17 protein-coding genes are annotated in these 17,201 nt (G+C 68.9%); 9 read left to right on the forward strand and 8 right to left on the reverse strand.

The annotated features are described in order from the left end of the window. Positions 1–30 precede the first annotated feature (30 nt). The 4 genes from LTV02_RS02090 to LTV02_RS02105 form a co-directional block, all read right to left on the reverse strand. A complete protein-coding gene (locus LTV02_RS02090) occupies positions 31–846 on the reverse strand; it encodes an endonuclease/exonuclease/phosphatase family protein (protein ID WP_233037606.1) in 816 nt (271 codons plus the stop codon). A gap of 60 nt (positions 847–906) precedes the next feature. Further along, positions 907–1,560 (reverse strand): Uma2 family endonuclease, encoded by a 654-nt coding sequence (locus LTV02_RS02095; protein ID WP_408639384.1) that lies wholly within the window; start codon positions 1,558–1,560, stop codon positions 907–909. Between the two features lie 136 nt (positions 1,561–1,696). Then, on the reverse strand, positions 1,697–2,131 hold the full coding sequence (locus LTV02_RS02100) for a ferritin-like domain-containing protein (RefSeq protein WP_233037608.1): 435 nt from the start codon (positions 2,129–2,131) through the stop codon (positions 1,697–1,699). Beyond that, positions 2,128–2,778: a hypothetical protein gene (locus tag LTV02_RS02105; protein ID WP_233037610.1), complete on the reverse strand. Its 651-nt coding sequence runs from the start codon at positions 2,776–2,778 to the stop codon at positions 2,128–2,130. The genes LTV02_RS02100 and LTV02_RS02105 overlap by 4 nt, the downstream gene beginning before the upstream one ends. Positions 2,779–3,089: 311 nt before the next feature. Here LTV02_RS02105 and rimP point away from each other — a divergent pair, with 311 nt between their 5' ends. From rimP to LTV02_RS02140, 7 genes are all read left to right on the forward strand, one after another. Beyond that, on the forward strand, positions 3,090–3,716 hold the full coding sequence (gene rimP / locus LTV02_RS02110; RefSeq protein ID WP_233037612.1) for a ribosome maturation factor RimP: 627 nt from the start codon (positions 3,090–3,092) through the stop codon (positions 3,714–3,716). Next, positions 3,713–4,741 (forward strand): transcription termination factor NusA, encoded by a 1,029-nt coding sequence (gene nusA, locus LTV02_RS02115; protein ID WP_233037614.1) that lies wholly within the window; start codon positions 3,713–3,715, stop codon positions 4,739–4,741. Before rimP ends, nusA begins: the two co-directional genes overlap by 4 nt. A 123-nt stretch (positions 4,742–4,864) precedes the next feature. Continuing rightward, on the forward strand, positions 4,865–5,218 hold the full coding sequence (locus LTV02_RS02120; protein WP_408639326.1) for a YlxR family protein: 354 nt from the start codon (positions 4,865–4,867) through the stop codon (positions 5,216–5,218). 106 nt (positions 5,219–5,324) lie between these two features. Beyond that, positions 5,325–8,435, forward strand: coding sequence for a translation initiation factor IF-2 (infB, locus tag LTV02_RS02125; RefSeq protein ID WP_233037622.1), 3,111 nt, complete (start codon positions 5,325–5,327; stop codon positions 8,433–8,435). Between the two features lie 123 nt (positions 8,436–8,558). Then, positions 8,559–8,849, forward strand: coding sequence for a DUF503 domain-containing protein (locus LTV02_RS02130; RefSeq protein WP_067706285.1), 291 nt, complete (start codon positions 8,559–8,561; stop codon positions 8,847–8,849). Positions 8,850–8,868: 19 nt separating this feature from the next. Continuing rightward, positions 8,869–9,318 carry a 30S ribosome-binding factor RbfA gene (gene rbfA, locus LTV02_RS02135; protein ID WP_067706288.1) on the forward strand — a complete coding sequence of 150 codons (450 nt, stop codon included), beginning with the start codon at positions 8,869–8,871 and terminating at the stop codon, positions 9,316–9,318. Between the two features lie 54 nt (positions 9,319–9,372). Further along, positions 9,373–10,377, forward strand: coding sequence for a DHH family phosphoesterase (locus tag LTV02_RS02140; RefSeq protein ID WP_233041446.1), 1,005 nt, complete (start codon positions 9,373–9,375; stop codon positions 10,375–10,377). Between the two features lie 4 nt (positions 10,378–10,381). Here the strand turns inward: LTV02_RS02140 and LTV02_RS02145 are convergent, their stop codons facing one another. Continuing rightward, entirely contained in the window at positions 10,382–11,068 is a 687-nt protein-coding gene (locus tag LTV02_RS02145) for a nucleotide exchange factor GrpE (protein WP_233037624.1), read from the reverse strand. A 435-nt stretch (positions 11,069–11,503) separates the two neighbouring features. On the opposite strand from LTV02_RS02145, the gene LTV02_RS02150 reads away from it, so the two are divergent. Beyond that, positions 11,504–12,895 carry an MATE family efflux transporter gene (locus LTV02_RS02150; RefSeq protein WP_233037626.1) on the forward strand — a complete coding sequence of 464 codons (1,392 nt, stop codon included), beginning with the start codon at positions 11,504–11,506 and terminating at the stop codon, positions 12,893–12,895. Between the two features lie 21 nt (positions 12,896–12,916). On the opposite strand, the gene LTV02_RS02155 is transcribed toward LTV02_RS02150, so the two are convergent. From LTV02_RS02155 to grpE, 3 genes are read right to left on the reverse strand one after another with little or no spacing between them, the layout of a single operon-like run. After that, positions 12,917–14,059 (reverse strand): Rieske 2Fe-2S domain-containing protein, encoded by a 1,143-nt coding sequence (locus tag LTV02_RS02155; protein ID WP_067706301.1) that lies wholly within the window; start codon positions 14,057–14,059, stop codon positions 12,917–12,919. Continuing rightward, entirely contained in the window at positions 14,056–14,844 is a 789-nt protein-coding gene (locus tag LTV02_RS02160; RefSeq protein WP_067706304.1) for an SDR family NAD(P)-dependent oxidoreductase, read from the reverse strand. The genes LTV02_RS02155 and LTV02_RS02160 overlap by 4 nt, the downstream gene beginning before the upstream one ends. Positions 14,845–14,889: 45 nt before the next feature. After that, positions 14,890–15,462 (reverse strand): nucleotide exchange factor GrpE, encoded by a 573-nt coding sequence (gene grpE / locus LTV02_RS02165; protein ID WP_233037635.1) that lies wholly within the window; start codon positions 15,460–15,462, stop codon positions 14,890–14,892. A gap of 50 nt (positions 15,463–15,512) precedes the next feature. Here grpE and LTV02_RS02170 point away from each other — a divergent pair, with 50 nt between their 5' ends. Then, positions 15,513–17,195 carry an Hsp70 family protein gene (locus LTV02_RS02170; protein ID WP_233037637.1) on the forward strand — a complete coding sequence of 561 codons (1,683 nt, stop codon included), beginning with the start codon at positions 15,513–15,515 and terminating at the stop codon, positions 17,193–17,195. Positions 17,196–17,201 lie beyond the last annotated feature (6 nt).

Below are 17,201 nucleotides of genomic sequence, written 5' to 3' on the forward strand. Positions count from 1 at the left end.
ACCAACCATACCGGGAATTGCGAAGAGAATTCAGCCGAGCAATCCGATATCCAGATCTGCCAGCACGCCGAAATGGTCACTGGCCCAAACCCCGTCGCCGGGCGCGTCGAAAACCAGCTCCGCCGCCCGCACCCGCGCATACGCCTTGGGATGCGCCCACGGCGCGCCCACCAGGACGTAGTCGATCCGCCGCCGATGCCGCGGCTGCCGCGCCAGATACCCGATATCGGCTGCCGCATTGGGATTCTCGTCACTCCAGGTGAACCCGTCTCCCGCCCCGGCGATCTCCCACGCATCGTGGAACCACGTGCTGCGCCCGCTCAGGGACTGCTTCCCCGTCAGATACCGCATCGACCCCGCCTCCGGCCCCGCATTGAAATCCCCCGCGATTACCGTCGGCAACTCCCTCCGATGCCGGGACTCCAAATCACTCAAAGCCAGCACCTCCCGCTCCCGCTCGGCCTCCGCCTCCAGCCGAAATGCCGTGGTAGGCGCGATGAACAACAACTCACCCACCCCCGGCACCCCCACCGTCACCGCCAAAGTCCCCCAGGGCACATCCGGAGCCCCCACCCCTCGCAAATCCAGCGCCTCCACCACCCGATGCGGAAACCGCACCCCCACAGCGTTCCCCCCGTACGTCTCCACCCCCGGCGCCCGCACGCCCATCACTTCCTCTTGATGGGTAACCCGCAATCCCGTCCCCGCCAGCAACCGCGCCGCATGCTCCGTCGAAAGCACCTCCTGCAACGCCACCAGATCCGGCTCCAACCGCCGCAACCCGGCATTGATCACCCCGATCCGAGCCCCCGAATCCCCTTGGTCGTTCCAGACATTCAGCGTCACCACCCGAATCCGCATACCCCACGAGTGACCCCGGGCCAGCCCCCGAAACGGCAGACCGCCTCAGAATTCCAGCTCGGTCCACGGGATGCGGATGGGGAATGGGTGGTCGATGCTGATGCCTTCGGCAATGGCATGCTGCCATTCGCCCGCGATGATGTAGTTCGCGGGGCGCAATGGCGCAACGCCTTCGGGGAGTCGGCCGTGGCCGACCTCGAGGGCGTAGGCACGGATGTTCGCGATCCGTCGTGGATTGCGGCCGAGGGCGACCTCCCAGTACCAAGGGATACCGGCAGCAGCGTAGCGAGCCTTCTTCGCCTCTACGTCGCGCTCGGTGTTCGAGGGCGACAGCACCTCGCCCGCCAGGATGACGTCGGCGGTCCGAACATCTGCGTACTCGTGCTCCAGGCAGCGGAATACGAGAAAGTCGGGGGTCACGAAGTCGGACTTGCCGGTCGTGCCGAAGAAGATATTGGTCTCGGTGGATACCCGCCAGCAACGCTCAGGATGGCCGGACATCTCCTGTCGCGCGCAACGACGCAATGCGGACCACAGCAGGTTCGAATAGTCCTGGTGTTCCGCCGGACCGCGTCGTACCCACACCACCCGCCCCTCCCACAGCTCGATCTCCCCGGCGATCTCCTCCGGCAGTTGCTCGAGTTGCTCCCAGGTCATGTGCTCTGGAAGGTCGGGACGCTCGACAGGTGGGGTCGGCATATCGGTCATGCTACCCAGGCCGAGCGCTGCATCGGCCTGTCGTTCGCCGCTCGTCATCGAATCCCCCTCGGAGTGGACGGAATGTCTTGGGAGGGGGATTCGTCACCTGGGATCCGGCGGATGGGATCCCGACCGGTCAGGCCTTTCCAGGGAAAGCGATGGTGGCGGGGTTGGTGCCGAGGATGGATTGCCAAGTGGCCAGGCGCAGGGCGCATTCGGTGAGGGCTTCGACGGCGGTGCGGCGGAGGGCGGGGGAGTCGGCGCGTTCGGCGAGGGAGTGCCAGGCTACGGCGGTGTCGGATTCGACGGTGACCGCGAGTTTGGCGGCGGGGATGGGGTCGTCGACGGCGAAGGGGGTGGTGTAGGCGGCGTCGGGGGCGGGGATGGGGGCGCCGAGGTTCTTCAGGGCGTCGATGGTGGCGTCGCGGCGGGCGCGGTGGGCCGCGGTGTATTCGGCTACCAGGCGGTCGCGGTCGTGGTTGGCGTAGGCGGCGATGACGCCGTAGGCGTAGACCGCGGCGTATTCGGCGCTCAACGCGTCGGTGAGCGCCTGCTGATCGGTATCGGTCATGCGAGCAGGACCCCCGCGTGGGTGGCGCAGGCGGCACTGATCGAACCGAGCAGGCCGGCGCGGTAACCGGAGAGCTGGACGGCCAGGTCGGTGGCGGAGCGCTGGGCGGTGGTGAGGCGTGTGCGCAGATCGGCGACCGAGGGCGGGGCGGTGATGACGGGGGTGACCGGCGCGACACGGTAGCTGGGGGTGGTGCCGTCACCGTAAACGCCGATGGCGCGGTCGATTTCGGTGCGCAGCGCGTCGGCGTGCGCGGTGCGCTGGGTGGCGATGGTCTGCAGCGCGCCCGCGCGATCGGGGGTGGTGGCGATGGCGGCCGTCGCGGCGGCCGCGTCGTAGCGCGCCGACTCCTCTTGCGCGAGAAGGGGATCCGGGGTGTCAGGCGTGTGATCCTCGGTGCAGGCGCTCAGAGCGCCGGCCGCGGCGACGGCGAGCACGCCCCCGCCGGCCAGCCGGAACATGCCCCGGCGATCGACCGCGTGACCCGAGCCGGCGGCGCCATACGCACGTCCGGTCGCCCGGCCGCCGCCATGCGCTCGCCCGTCGGCCCGCCACGCGGCGCCCGCCACGGTGAGCGTCCCGCCCACCCCTGTTCGGTCCCCGGGGACCCCGACACCGGCACGCTGGCCGCTCTGCACGCTGGACACGGCTACATCGTGCCAGCCGTCGCGACCGGTTCGCCGCGTCAGGGCCGTCGGATAGGCTGTGATCTCGGTCGATGCCCCGCGCCCTGGGCGCGTCGCCGCTGGACACGCCGCCGGGGCCGCCGAGCCGACCATGCGGAACTCGAGCAGGTTGGCTGGTCCTTTACACTCTTTCAGCGCGTTACGCTAGACCTTCGGACCGGTATTTCGCCGACCGTGCCCGGCAACGGGTGCGTCCCGGCCCGCCGACCGTGCCCGACCAGGATCGATACCGACAACTCAACCCGTCACAACTGAACCAGGAGCCGCCCCACATGCCGATGCCGACCGAGGAAAGGGTGAGCCAGCTAGTTGCTGAGCTCGTCGAACGCCGAGGATTCGACCTCGAAGGCGTCGCGATTTCGGCTGCCGGTACCGAGCATGCCAAGGTGAAGGTGACGGTGGACAGTGACGGCACCGCGAGTTTGGACGCCGTCGCGGATCTGAGTTCGGATATCTCCGAAGCCCTCGACGAGGCCGGTGATTTCGGTGAGACCCCCTACCTCCTGGAGGTCACCACCCCCGGCATCGATCGCCCCCTCACCCTGCCCCGGCACTGGCTACGCGCCCAGGGCCGCAAGGTGAAGATCGTCCTACGCCCCGGCGCCGAATCACCGGAGGAGAAGGGCAAACCCGCGTTCGAGGCCCGGGTGGGCGTCCTCTCCGAGGCGGAGGTGGCGCTGGTCCTCGGCGGCAAGCGGAAGCCACACCGGGTGACGGTGCCGCTGGCCGACATCCAGTCCGCGGTGGTGCAGGTGGAGTTCAATCCGCCCGGCGCCGCCGAACTGGAACTGGCGGGGGGAGTGGCGCCGGGCCGCCCCCAGCCGGGCGCTCAGGAGGTTCCCGGAGCAGAAGAAGTTGACGCAGCGTCCGATTCACCGACCGAAGGGATCGTGGAATGAACATCGAAATCGAAGCCCTGCGCGCGATCGTCGCCGACAAGGGGATCTCGATGGAGACCGTGATCTCCGCGATCGAGTCCGCCTTGCTCACCGCGTACCGGCACACCGAGGGGCATCAGCCCAACGCGCGCATCGATATCAACCAGAAGACCGGCACCGTCCGGGTGATGGCCCGCGAGGTCGACGCCGACGGCAATGTCATCTCCGAATGGGACGACACGCCTGAGGGTTTCGGCCGTATCGCCGCCACCACCGCCCGCCAGGTGGTGCTGCAGCGCCTGCGCGACGCCGAGAACGAGAAGAGCTTCGGCGAATTCTCCACGCACGAGGGCGATATCGTCGGCGGCGTCGTGCAACGCGACGCCCGCATGAACGCCCGCGGCACGGTCGTGGTGCGCATCGGCTCGGAAGCCCATGGGGCCGAAGGCGTCATCCCGCCCGCCGAGCAGGTGCCGGGTGAGACCTACGAGCACGGCGATCGCATCAAGTGTTATGTGGTCGGCGTCAGCCGGGGCCCGCGCGGTCCGCAGATCACCCTGTCGCGCACCCACCCGAACCTGGTGCGCCGCCTGTTCGCCCTCGAAGTCCCCGAGATCGCCGACGGTTCGGTGGAGATCGTGGCGGTGGCGCGCGAGGCCGGGCATCGGTCCAAGATCGCGGTGCGGTCCACGGTGCCGGGCGTGAACGCCAAGGGCGCCTGCATCGGCCCGATGGGCCAGCGCGTGCGCAATGTGATGAGCGAACTGGCCGGCGAGAAGATCGACATCATCGATTACGCCGAGGATCCGGCCGCCTTCGTCGGGAATGCGCTGTCCCCGTCGAAAGTTGTATCCGTCACGATCGTCGACCCCGAGGCGCGCGCCGCGCGCGTCGTGGTGCCGGACTTCCAGCTCTCGCTGGCGATCGGCAAGGAAGGGCAGAACGCCCGGCTGGCGGCCCGGCTCACGGGCTGGCGGATCGACATTCGCAGTGATGCGGCCCCCGATGTGGCCGGTTCCGTACGCACCGAAGCGCATCGGAGCTGATCCACCGGCTCGGGGCTGATCTTGCTGAAAAGGTCCGCCCCGGTCGGTCCCGAAATTTGTGAAACAGACCCTTCGGATGACAGCTTGGTAACTTCCAATGGGTACGGATGCGGAGATCGGGACGTGGGAGCGGTAGAGTGGACGCAGGCTCAGCGCGAGTCTCCAGATTCTCTGCGCGCCGAGCGGGTGCAAACAAGATCAGCACCCGTCCGGACCTGCATAGGATGTCGGAAACGCGAGCTGACCGCCGATCTGATGCGGGTCGTGGCGCAAGGTGAAGCCGAAGGGCAGAGCATTGCGATCGTTCCGGATCCGCGGCACAGACTTCCCGGAAGGGGTGCCTGGTTGCACCCCACTTCGTCTTGTCTGAGCCAAGCAGTTCGGCGCCGAGTATTCGGCAGAGCACTACGAGTGTCCGGACATCTGGATATCTCAGCCCTGGAGCATTACGTAGAGAACAGGCACGAGCACTCATGAGCAAACCGTGAAGTCCAAGCGATGATCGGCCATCGGAATTAGTCGAGGTCGTGCGGGTAACCCTTCCTCAGGGGCTGCCACGCTCGACCTCTGAGTGAGGAGAGCAGTGGCAGGCAAGGCCCGCGTGCACGAGTTGGCAAAAGAACTCGGTGTCACGAGCAAAGAACTACTCGCGCGGCTCAAGGAGCAGGGCGAGTTCGTGAAGTCGGCGAGCTCGACGGTGGAAGCACCCGTCGCGCGTCGTCTGCGGGAGTCGCTCGCACCCAAGAGCGCCCCGTCCGGTGCCGCCAAGCCGGCGGCCCCCAAGTCCAGCGGTGACAGCACCCCCCGTCCGGCCGCCAAGCCGGCCACCCCGGGTGCCGGTCCGCGTCCGGGTCCGCGTCCGGCGGCTCCGGCCCCGGCCCCCGCGACCCAGGCTCCGGCCGCCGCGGCTCCGGCCCCGGCCCCGCAGGTGGCTCCGGCCGCCCGCGCCGAAGCCCCCGCAAGCCCCGCGTCCGCAGCTCGCCCGGGCCCCGCGCCCAAGCCCGCTGCCCGCGAAACCGCCGCTCCCGCAGCGGCTTCCGCTCCGGCGGCCTCGTCCGCTCCGGCTCCGCAGGCCCCGCGTCAGGATGCTCCGCGTCCGGGCGCTCCGGCTCCGCGTCCGGCGCAGCCGCAGTCCGGCGCTCCGGCCCAGGGCGGCGCGCCCGCTCAGGGCGGTCCGCGTCCGGGTGGCCCGAAGCCGGGTCCGAAGCCTCCGCGTGTCGGCAACAATCCCTTCTCGTCGGCCCCTGAGCGTCCCGCTCCGCGTCCGGCTCCCCGTCCGGGTCAGCAGCAGGGCGGTCCGCGTCCGGGTGCCGGCCAGGGTGGTCCGCGTCCGGGACCGCAGGGCGGTCCCCGTCCGGGTGGCGACCAGCGTGGTCCGCGTCCGGCCCCCGGCCAGGGCGGTCCCCGTCCCGGCCCGGGTCAGGGTGGTCCGCGTCCGGCCGCTGCCGGTCAGGGCGGTCCCCGTCCCGGTGGTCCGCGTCCCAGCCCCGGCTCCATGCCGCCGCGTCCGAACCCGGGTGCCATGCCCGCTCGTGCGCAGCGTCCGGCCGGTCCGGGTGGTGCGGGTCGTCCCGCGCGTCCGGGTGGCCCGGGTGGTCCCGGTGGCGGCGGTCGTCCCGGTGGCGGCGGCGGCGGTTACCGCGGTGGCGGTGCTCCCGGTGGCGCTCCCGGTGCCGGTGGCGGCGCGGGTGCGGGTGCCGGTGCACCCGGTGGTTTCCGTGGTCGTCCCGGTGGCGGCGGTGGCGGTCGCCCGGGTTCGGGTGGCGGTCGCGGCGGTGCCGCGGGTGCCTTCGGACGTCCGGGTGGCGCTCCTCGCAAGGGACGCAAGTCGAAGCGGGCGAAGCGCGCCGAGTACGAGAACCAGCAGGCTCCGATCGCCGGTGGCATCCGCCTGCCGCGCGGTAACGGCGAGGTCGTTCGCCTCGCCCGTGGCGCCTCGCTGTCCGACTTCGCCGAGAAGATCGGCGCCAACCCGGCCTCGCTGGTGCAGGCGCTGTTCAACCTCGGTGAGATGGTCACCGCCACCCAGTCGGTGAACGAGGAGACCCTCGAGCTGCTGGGTTCGGAGATGAACTACGTCGTGCACGTGGTCTCCCCGGAGGACGAGGACCGCGAGCTGCTCGCCAACTTCGACCTCACCTACGGCGAGGACGACGGCGACGAGGAAGACCTGCAGGTCCGCCCGCCGGTCGTGACCGTCATGGGTCACGTCGACCACGGTAAGACCCGACTGCTGGACACCATCCGTAAGGCCAATGTCCGTGAGGGCGAGGCCGGCGGCATCACCCAGCACATCGGCGCCTACCAGGTGCTGGCCGAGGTCAACGGTGAAGACCGGCTCATCACCTTCATCGATACCCCGGGTCACGAGGCGTTCACCGCCATGCGTGCCCGTGGTGCGAAGGCCACCGATATCGCGATCCTCGTGGTCGCGGCCGACGACGGCGTCATGCCGCAGACGGTGGAGGCCATCAACCACGCGCAGGCCGCGGACGTGCCGATCGTGGTGGCGGTCAACAAGATCGACAAGGAAGGCGCGAATCCGCAGAAGATTCGCCAGCAGCTGACCGAATACGGTCTGGTGGCCGAGGAATACGGTGGCGACACCATGTTCGTCGACATCTCCGCGAAGCAGGGCACGAATATCGAATCGCTGCTCGAGGCGGTCGTCCTGACCGCCGACGCCTCGCTGGATCTGCGGGCGAACCCGGATATGGACGCGCAGGGTGTGGCCATCGAAGCCCACCTCGACCGTGGCCGTGGTCCCGTGGCGACCGTGCTCATCCAGCGCGGCACCCTGCGGGTCGGCGACTCGATCGTGGCGGGTGACGCCTACGGCCGCGTCCGCCGCATGGTCGACGAGCACGGCGACGACGTCGTGGCGGCGCTGCCGTCGCGGCCCGTCCAGGTCATCGGTTTCACCTCCGTCCCCGGTGCAGGCGACAACCTGCTCGTGGTCGAGGAAGACCGGATCGCGCGTCAGATCGCCGATCGCCGCAACGCTCGCAAGCGCAACGCCCTGGCCGCGCGCAGCCGCAAGCGGATCTCCCTGGAAGATCTGGATGCCGCTCTGAAGGAGACTTCGGAGCTGAACCTGATCCTCAAGGGCGACAACTCCGGTACCGTCGAGGCCCTCGAAGAGGCGCTGCTCGGTATCGATGTCGGCGACGAGGTGCGCCTGCGCGTCATCGACCGCGGCGTCGGTGGCGTCACCGAGACCAACGTCAACCTGGCGTCGGCCTCGAACGCGATCATCATCGGCTTCAACGTCCGTGCGGAGGGCAAGGCCACCGAGCTGGCCAACCGCGAGGGCGTCGACATCCGGTACTACTCGGTCATCTACCAGGCCATCGACGAGATCGAGAAGGCCCTCAAGGGTCTGCTCAAGCCCATCTACGAAGAGCACGAACTGGGTCGGGCGGAAATCCGCCAGATCTTCCGCTCCTCGAAGTTCGGCAATATCGCCGGTTGCTGGGTGCTCTCGGGCTCGGTCAAGCGCAACGCCAAGGCGCGCCTGATCCGCGACAATGTCGTGATCGCCGAGACCATGACCATCGCGTCGCTGCGGCGTGAGAAGGACGACGCCACCGAGGTGCGTGAAGGGTACGAGTGCGGTATGACCGTCACCTTCAACGACATCAAGGAAGGCGACATCATCGAGGCCTACGAGCTGCGCGAGAAGCCGCGCGACTAGTAGTCCCGTAAGTGCACGACCTGCCGGGTCCGGGGTGACTCGGACCCGGCAAAGGTCGTGTATCCCAATCCCTTCCGGGTAACAGACGCGCATTTCCCGGGGCGCGTTCATATGAGCGAAAAGATGTTTGTCGGAGCGCTGGAGTTCGACATACTGCTCGGCGATGTGCATTCGCTGAAGGAGAAGCGTTCCGTCATCCGACCCGTCCTCGCCGAATTGCAGCGCTACGGAGTGAGCGCCGCGGAAGCCGGGGAACAGGATCGTTATCGGCGTACGTTGCTGGGTGTAGCCATGGTCAGTGCCGGAATGGCGCATTTGACCGAAGTGCTGGACCGTTGCGAACGGCACGTCGCAGCGCGTCCGGAGTTACAGTTGCTGGCGGTGCGCCGCCGCGTCTTCGGACCGGAAGACTAACTGAGAGGAGGGCTGGGCAATGGTCGACCAAGCCCGAGCACGCCGACTCGCCAAGCGGATCTCCTCGATCGTGGCTACCGCGATCGAGTACGAGATCAAGGATCCGCGACTACGGTTCGTCACCGTCACCGATTCCAAGGTGACCGGCGACCTGCGAGAGGCGACCGTCTACTACACGGTCATGGGTGAAACCATCGACGCCGAACCCGACTACGCGGAGGCCGCGGCCGGTCTGAAGAAGGCCACCGGCATCCTGCGTTCCAAAGTCGGCGCGGGCACGGGCGTGAAATTCACCCCGACCCTGTCGTTCGTGCTCGACACTGTTCCGAACGCCGCGCGGGAAATGGAGGATCTGCTGGCCAAGGCCCGCGCCTCCGACGCCCGGGTGGCGCAGGTGGCCGTCGGCGCCAATTACGCCGGCGACGCCGACCCATACAAGTCGGACGAAGACGAAGACGACGAAAACTGACGCATAGTGACCACCGAGCACCGGCGGGCGGACCCCGAGCACGAAGGAGGCTCGGTGCTGCCTGCCGGGACTCAGGTCGACCTCACCCCGGCGGTCGAGATTCTCGACAGCGCCCGGTCGGTGACGATTCTCTGCCACGTCCAGCCCGACGCCGACACCCTCGGCAGCGGGCTGGCCTTGGCTCAGGTGCTGGATCGGCGCGGGGTGCCCGTGGTGGTGTCCTTCGCCGAACCCGCCGAACTACCGGTCTCCATGCGCTCGCTGCCGGGGACCGGTTTTCTGGTTTCCGCCGATCGGGTGCCCGCCGAGGTCGATGTGCTGGTGGCGGTGGACTGCGGCAGCGCCGGGCGGCTCGGGGCGCTGCGGGATCGATTGTCCGGTGCGCGTATCAGTCTGGTGCTCGACCATCATCGATCCAATACCCGGTTCGGAGCGGTGAACGTGGTCGACGAGACCGCCGACTCCACGGCGGGATTGATGGCCCGGGTGCTGGACGCCTGGGGTGAACCGCTGGATCGCGGTGTGGCGCACTGTCTTTACGCCGGGCTGGTGACCGATACCGGTTCGTTCAAATGGGCGCGGCCCGGATCGCACGCGCTGGCCGAACGGCTGCTGGCCACCGGGATCGACGGGGCCGCAATCACGCGCACGCTCATGGACACCCATCCGTTCGCCTGGTTGCCGATGCTCTCGCGGGTGCTGGGCTCGGCGCGGCTGGATCGGGACGCGGCCGGGCGGGCCGGGCTGGTCCATGTCTTCGTGCGGCAGGAGGATCTCGCGCGGGTGCGTTCGGAAGAGGTCGAGAGCGTGATCGACCTGATCCGGACCACGGCCGAGGCGCAGGTCGCCGCCGTGTTCAAGGAATCCCGGCACCAGGCCGGACAGTGGACGGTCTCGCTGCGCTCCCACGACAATGCCGACGGCACGCTCGGGGTGGACGTGGCGCGGGTGGCCATGGCGCTGGGCGGCGGCGGACACCGTTATGCCGCAGGGTATTCCACCGCCGGCACGCCCGAGCAGCTCATCGCCGCCCTCACCGCGGAACTCGCGCGCCCCTGATCCGCTATGCCGAGTATCGGGTCATCGGCCTGCGGTAGCGGCGAATGACGACCTTCGCGGGCCGCAGCGACAACGTTCCCACGGTGAGGCCGGGCTGAATCACCGAACCGACGGTCCGGTCGGCTTCCGGATCATCGGTATCGGAGAGCTCGACGGCCTGCATGGTCTCCGGATCGAACGGCGCACCCCGGAACGGCGTGACCAGCTGTCCGCCACGATCGGTCAGCATGCGCTCCACCCGCCGGGTGATTGCCTCGAATCCCGGTCGGTCGGCATCGGATTCGGTGGTGGTGACGAAGGTCTGCGCCAGCGCGTGCAAGGCGAAAAGATCCCGAATGAGCGGTTCATCCGTTTCGCCGGACGGCGCGGCGGCGAGCTCGGCGGCCGCACCCGCGGCTCCCCGCGGGCTCCCGGACTCCGACGTACTCGGCTCCGGCACGCTCCGGACCGCCGCGACGGTCCCCGGATTCACTTCGACAGGTGTTGCGGGCCCGGCGTTTTCGCCCGGCACACCGCCCTCGGTCCTGTTCAGGTAGGCCTCGGCGAGGCGCTCGACGGTTGCGGCCTGACGGGATAGCAAGCGCGTGAGATCGTCGATGCGCTCACTCATCCGGTCCACTGCCGCGCCGAGCATCGCGGGGTCGGCGGGCGCGGGCTCGGCGCGTTGATCGGTGGCTGGAGAATCGGTCATGAATGAACCATAGAGCCCGGTCGGCACCCGAGTCCGCGCTATCGCCACCGTGATTGCTGGATCGCTCGAGAATGCCGCCGAGCTGGGGATGTGCCGTTCGCCGGGCCCTGCTGCTCAATGCGACTGGTCGGAATCGATTGTCCGATGCGCGGCGACGGGCGATGGTCACGACAGCGCGCGGACGGGCGTTCTGTGAGATGCACGCCCGGCGGTCGACCGCGGCCATTGGGCATGCCGGGGGCTTTTGCGTACCGACTGACCTGAATTGTCCGCGCCGCCGACCCTGAATCATGTCGCGGGAGTGATCAATCCGGCTTCGAAGGCGGCAATCACCAGCCGCGGTCGGTCGTGCCGGTGCGCCGGCCGGCTGGCCGTCGGACGCGCGGGTCGTACGGACTGGGCGGAATCGTCTGCGGGGTGTGCGATGGTGGGCGGATGAGCGGTGACGTGGGCGGGGTGCCGGAGGGGGCGGGGGTCGCCGGCGGGGTGGCGGAGCGGGACGCGGTGCAGGCGGGGCCGCGGCGAATTCTGGGGATCGCGGTGCCGACGTTGGGGGTGCTGGTCGCGGAGCCGATCTATCTGCTGTTCGATATGGCCGTGGTCGGGCGGCTGGGGGCGCTGGCGCTGGCGGGGCTCGCGGTGGGCGGATTGATTCTGGCGCAGGTGAGTACGCAGTTGACGTTCCTGAGTTATGGGACGACGGCGCGGGCCGCGCGGCGGCACGGGGCGGGGGACGAGCGCGGGGCGGTCGGGGAAGGGGTGCAGGCCAGCTGGATCGCGGTGGGCTTCGGGCTGGTGATCGTCGCGGGGGTGCAGGCGCTGGCCGGGCCCATCGTGCGGGCGATTTCCGGCGGGGCGGATATCGCGGGGGCGGCCGAGCCGTGGTTGCGGATCGCCGTGTTCGGGGTGCCGTTGATTCTGCTGTCCATGGCGGGGAACGGATGGATGCGCGGGGTGCAGCAGACTCGACGGCCACTGGTGTATGTGGTTGCGGGACTGCTGGTTTCGGCGCTGCTGTGCCCGTTGCTGGTGCACGGTCTGCTGGGTGCGCCGCGGCTGGAACTCGAAGGGTCGGCCATCGCGAACCTGGTGGGGCAGTCACTGACCGGGGCACTGTTCCTGAGCGCGCTGGTGCGAGCCCGGGTGCCGCTGGCGCCGCATGTCGAGATCATGAAGGCGCAGCTGGTGCTGGGCCGGGATCTGATTCTGCGCAGCCTGGCCTTCCAAGCCTGTTTCGTCTCCGCCGCGGCGGTGGCCTCCCGGTTCGGCGCGGCCTCGGTGGCGGCGCATCAGCTGGTATTGCAGCTGTGGAACTTCCTGGCGCTGACGCTGGATTCGCTCGCGATCGCCGCCCAGACCCTGGTGGGTGCGGCGCTCGGCGCCGGGAACGCCCGGGGCGCACAGGGCCTGGCGCGCCGGATCACGCTGTGGTCCACCGTATTCGCCCTCGCGCTGGCGCTGATCTTCGCTGCCGGACACGAGGTCGTCCCGCGCCTGTTCACCGATGACCCGGCGGTGCTGGACCGGACACATGTGGCGTGGTGGTTCTTCGTGGCCATCATCCCCGTGGCGGGTGTGGTCTTCGCCCTCGACGGGGTGCTGCTCGGCGCGGGCGACGCCGCGTTCCTGCGCAACGCCACCCTGGGATCGGCCCTGCTCGGCTTCCTGCCGCTGATCTGGCTGTCGCTGGCCTACGACTGGGGCATCGCCGGAATCTGGACGGGCCTGGTCTGTTTCATGCTGCTGCGCCTCGTCGCCGTCGCCTGGCGCGCGCTATCCGGGCGGTGGGCCACCGTCGGCGCGGAGATTCCACGCCGCGCCGCCTGACCCACCGCGCCCGGCGTCCGCCTAGGACGCCTCGGATTCCCGTGCCGCCGCCTGCTTTTCGAGGTTGGCCGCCACCTCCGCCTGCCAGTTCTCATTGGCGTGCGTGGTGTCCACCTCGAATTCGAAGCGCTGCGTCATATCCGGGGTGATATCGGCGACGTCCACATAGAACTGCTCGTACCAGCGGCGGTGCTGATACACCGGCCCGTCCTCCTGGGTGAGCAGCGGATTGTCGATGCGCGTCTTGTGCTTCCAGATCTCGACGTCCTGCAGGAACCCGACCCCGAAGCTCTTGCCGAACGCCGCCGCCAGCTTGCCCGACTTCTCCGGCGGCAGCCCGGGGATGCGCTGCACGCTCACGCCCCACTGCAGCATGAACGAGTTGTGCGTGACCGGATAGTGGCAGTTGATCAGCGCCACCTCCACCGTGTGCTCGCCGAAGTCGTTGTGCAGGTAGTTGATCATGTACGACGGCCCGAAATACGAAGCCTCCGAACGCAACAGCTGCATCTCGGTCGAGTAGTTGGACTTGGTGTGCACGTCCGGCCGGCCCTTGGAATGCAGGAACTGGGTCGCCACATGCCCTTCGAAGACATTCTTGAAGTACACCGGGTACGCGAAGTGAATGTAGAAGAAGTGCGCCATATCGACGTTGTTGTCGATGATCTCGCGGCAGTGCGCGCCCTCGATGAGCAGCGAGTTCCAGTTCCAGTCGCTCCACTCGTCGGTCTCGATGCCCTCGATGTGCGGGATCGCGACCTCCGGCGGCGGCGGATTGCCCTCCGGATCGTTCCACACGAAGAACTGCCCGTTCTCCTCGCAGGTGATCCACGAGCGGGTGCGCGCCAGCGGCGGAACGCGTTTCGCGTAGGGGATGCCCGCGCATTTGCCGTCCCCGCGCCAGCGCCAATCGTGGAACGGGCAGGCGATATTGTCGTCCTTGACCGTGCCGTAGGACAGGTCCGCGCCCATGTGCCGGCAATACCCGTCCAGCGCATGCAGTTTCCCCGCGCTGTCGGACCAGATCACCAGCTTGGTGCCGAACGCCTGGATGGAATGCGGCTCCCCGTCCCGGAACGATTCCGCCAGCCCGAGACAGTGCCAGCCGCGCGCGAAACGCGTCATCGGTTCGCCGACATCGATGGTGCGAATCTGCTGACTCATTTGCGTCCTCCACGATTGATGATCGGAGCCATCACGTTCGGCAGCATCCGATTGAGTCCGATGATGATCCGGTTGTAGGCCGGAAAGGTGATGAACTGCTTGTTCTTCGAAACGCCGTGCAGGATGGCGTCGGCGGCGTCGATGGGCCGCACCTTCGCGAACGGCAGCTTGTCGATCGAGGCGCGATAGTCGTAACCGCGCAGATTGACCGCGCTGTCGAAGATTCCGGTATCGACCACACCGGGGAGTACCACGCTCACCCGGATCCCGAACTCGGCCGCCTCCACGCGCAGCGAGGTGCTCAAGCCGACCACCGCGTGTTTGGTCGCGGCGTACGCGGCCGACCGCGCGACGGGCATGACCCCGGCGCTGCTGGCGGTGTTCACGATGTGCCCGCCGCCGAGCTTGCGCATGCGGGCGTAGCCGAGCTGGGTGCCGTGTACGACGCCCCAGAAATTGACGCCCACGATCTTCTCCCAGGCGTCCTCGGTCATTTCCGCGAAGTCGCCGCCGACCACGATGCCCGCATTGTTGAACAGATAGTCCAGGCGGCCGGATTCGGCGGCGGCGCGATCGATGAACTCCGCGACGGCGGCGCGCTGCGAGACATCCGCGGTGATGGTGGTGAGGCGGCCGGTGCCGAAGGGTTCGAGCGCGTCCAGGCCCGCGGCGTCGCGGTCGACCGCGTAGACCCGGGCGCCCTGGGCGAGCAGCCGGGTCACCAGGGCCCGGCCCATGCCCGACGCCGCGCCCGTCACGACCGCGGTCGCGGAGGAATACGTCATGGGCCGAGATTAAGCATTAATGCTTAAGTGGACAAGCGTTTGTTCTTATTCGTCCGATTTCGGGACGGGCCGATGCCGGTGCACGACCACCTTGGCGGGACGCACCGAACGCCCGGCGACGGTGAGGCCCGGCTGGACGACGCTGTGCACGGTGCGGTCCGCGTCCGGGTCGCCGGTCGGCCGGACATCGGCGGCTTCCATGGTCAGCGCGTCGAACGGCGCGCCGGGCTCGGGCTCCACCATCTGACCGCCACGGCCGGTGAGCAGTCGCTCCAGGCGGTTCGCGAAGGTCTCGAAAGCCGCGCGCTCGGTATCGGATCCGGCGGTCGCGGCCAGCGTGCGGGCATCGTCGAAGAGGGCGAACAGCTCCACCACCAGGGGCACGTCCGCGCCCGCGCGCTCCCGGCGGTCGCGCGCCTTGGCATCGTCGGCCAGGCGCTCGATGGTGGCGGCCTGCCGGGCGATCACCCGGGCCAGATCCTCGATGCGCTCGGTGATGCGGTCCGTCGCGAGGTCGGTCGCGGGGGCCGGGAGAGCGGGGCCGGGCGGGCTGCCGCCATCGCCGCCGGGATCGTCGGTACGGTCGAAATTCCCGGTGGCCGCGGCTGGTTCGGTCATGCTCCGAACCATAGTCCCGGGTGTCGGTTCCGGCTGCTACGATCGCCGCCATGGGGGTCTTCGGAATCGACCTGGGCACAACGAATTCGGCTATCGCGCGGATCGACGCGGACGGCCGCCCGGAAGTATTGGTCGGAATGAACGGCGAACCGACGGTTCCGTCGGTGGTGCTGTTCGCCTCCGCCGACGATCACGTGGTCGGCGAGGGTGCGCGCCGGCAGGCCCGCCTGGACCCCGAACACGTATGCGCCCTGGTCAAACGCCGGATGGGCGATGCGGAATGGCGCTTCGGCGCGCACGGGCAGCGCTGGTCCGCGCCCGCCGTCTCGTCGCTGATCCTCAAGAGCCTGGCCGCGGACGCCGAATTCGGCGGCGGCGGCACCGTGCGGCGGGTCGTCATCACCGTGCCCGCGTATTTCGGTGACGAGGAACGCCGGGCCACCATCCAGGCCGGCACCTACGCCGGGTTCGATGTGGCGGGCGTACTGTCCGAGCCCATCGCGGCGGCGCTGTCCTACGGGTTCGGGCGGCTCGACGGCAGCATCGAGATCGGCAAGGGCGGGGCGCGGGAAACCGTGCTCGTCTACGACCTCGGCGGCGGCACCTTCGACGCCACCGTCATCGAACTGTCCGACCGGCGCATCGCGGTGCTCGCGGTCGAAGGCGACCATCAGCTCGGCGGCGCGGACTGGGACGAGCGCATCGCGCTGCATCTCTCGCAGCAGTTCTGCGCGGCCAACCCCGACGCCGAGGACCCGCTCGACGACTCCGCCGGATCGCAGATGCTGGTACTGGCGGCCGAACGCGCCAAACGTGAACTCAGCGATGCCGAGAGCACCGAAGTGGTTGTCGCGCACGACGGTGCGCGCGCGGTCATCACGCTGACCCGTGCCGAACTCGAGGCCATGACCGCCTCGCTCATGCGCCGCACCCTCGACCTGACCAAGGCGTGCCTGGCGGCGGCCGGTGAGCGCGGGGTGCATCAGGTGGATCGGGTGCTGCTGGTCGGCGGGTCCTCGCGGATGCCGATGGTGGCGCGGGAACTGCATCGCGAACTCGGGCTCACCGGTGAACTGCGCGACCCGGACCTGTCGGTGGCGCGCGGGACGGCGCTCTACGGCGAGAAGCTGGAGATGGAACGGCTGGTGGTCGCCGACTTGGTGACCCGGGGCCGCCTGCGCGACGGGGCCGAGCTGAAGGACGCCGATCCGCGCGAACTGGAACAGTCCCTCGCGCGCGTCGCCTCCTCGTTCGGGCAGCCGGTGAGCCTGGTGCGGCGCATGCTCGAGATCCAGGTGGACACCGTGGTGTCGCGCGGGTTCGGGGTGCTGGCTCTCGATCCGTACAACGGGCTCGCGGCGAGCTGGCTGGTGCATCGCAATCAGACGCTGCCGATCAAGGTGCGGCGGTCCTACGGGACGGTGCGCGCCGATCAGGATCAGATCGAGCTGACCATCGTCGAACAGCAGGGGCAGGCCGCCTCGACCCGGCCCGAGGATACGAAAGTCCTGGTGGAAGGGAAGATCCGGGATATTCCGCCCGGGTACGCGGCGGGCAGTGAAGTGCGGGTGACCTTCGAGATGGGATTCGACGGGGTGCTGCACGTGACCGCCTACCACGTGGACGCCGATATCCCGCTGACGCTGTCGGTGCAGACCGGGGCCACGCTCTCGCAAGCCGATGTGGCGCGTGAGCTGGACCAGTTGCAGCGCACCCGGCGCCGGTCCGCCTGAGCGAGC

Source organism: Nocardia yamanashiensis, from assembly GCF_021183565.1.
Taxonomy (GTDB): domain Bacteria; phylum Actinomycetota; class Actinomycetes; order Mycobacteriales; family Mycobacteriaceae; genus Nocardia; species Nocardia yamanashiensis.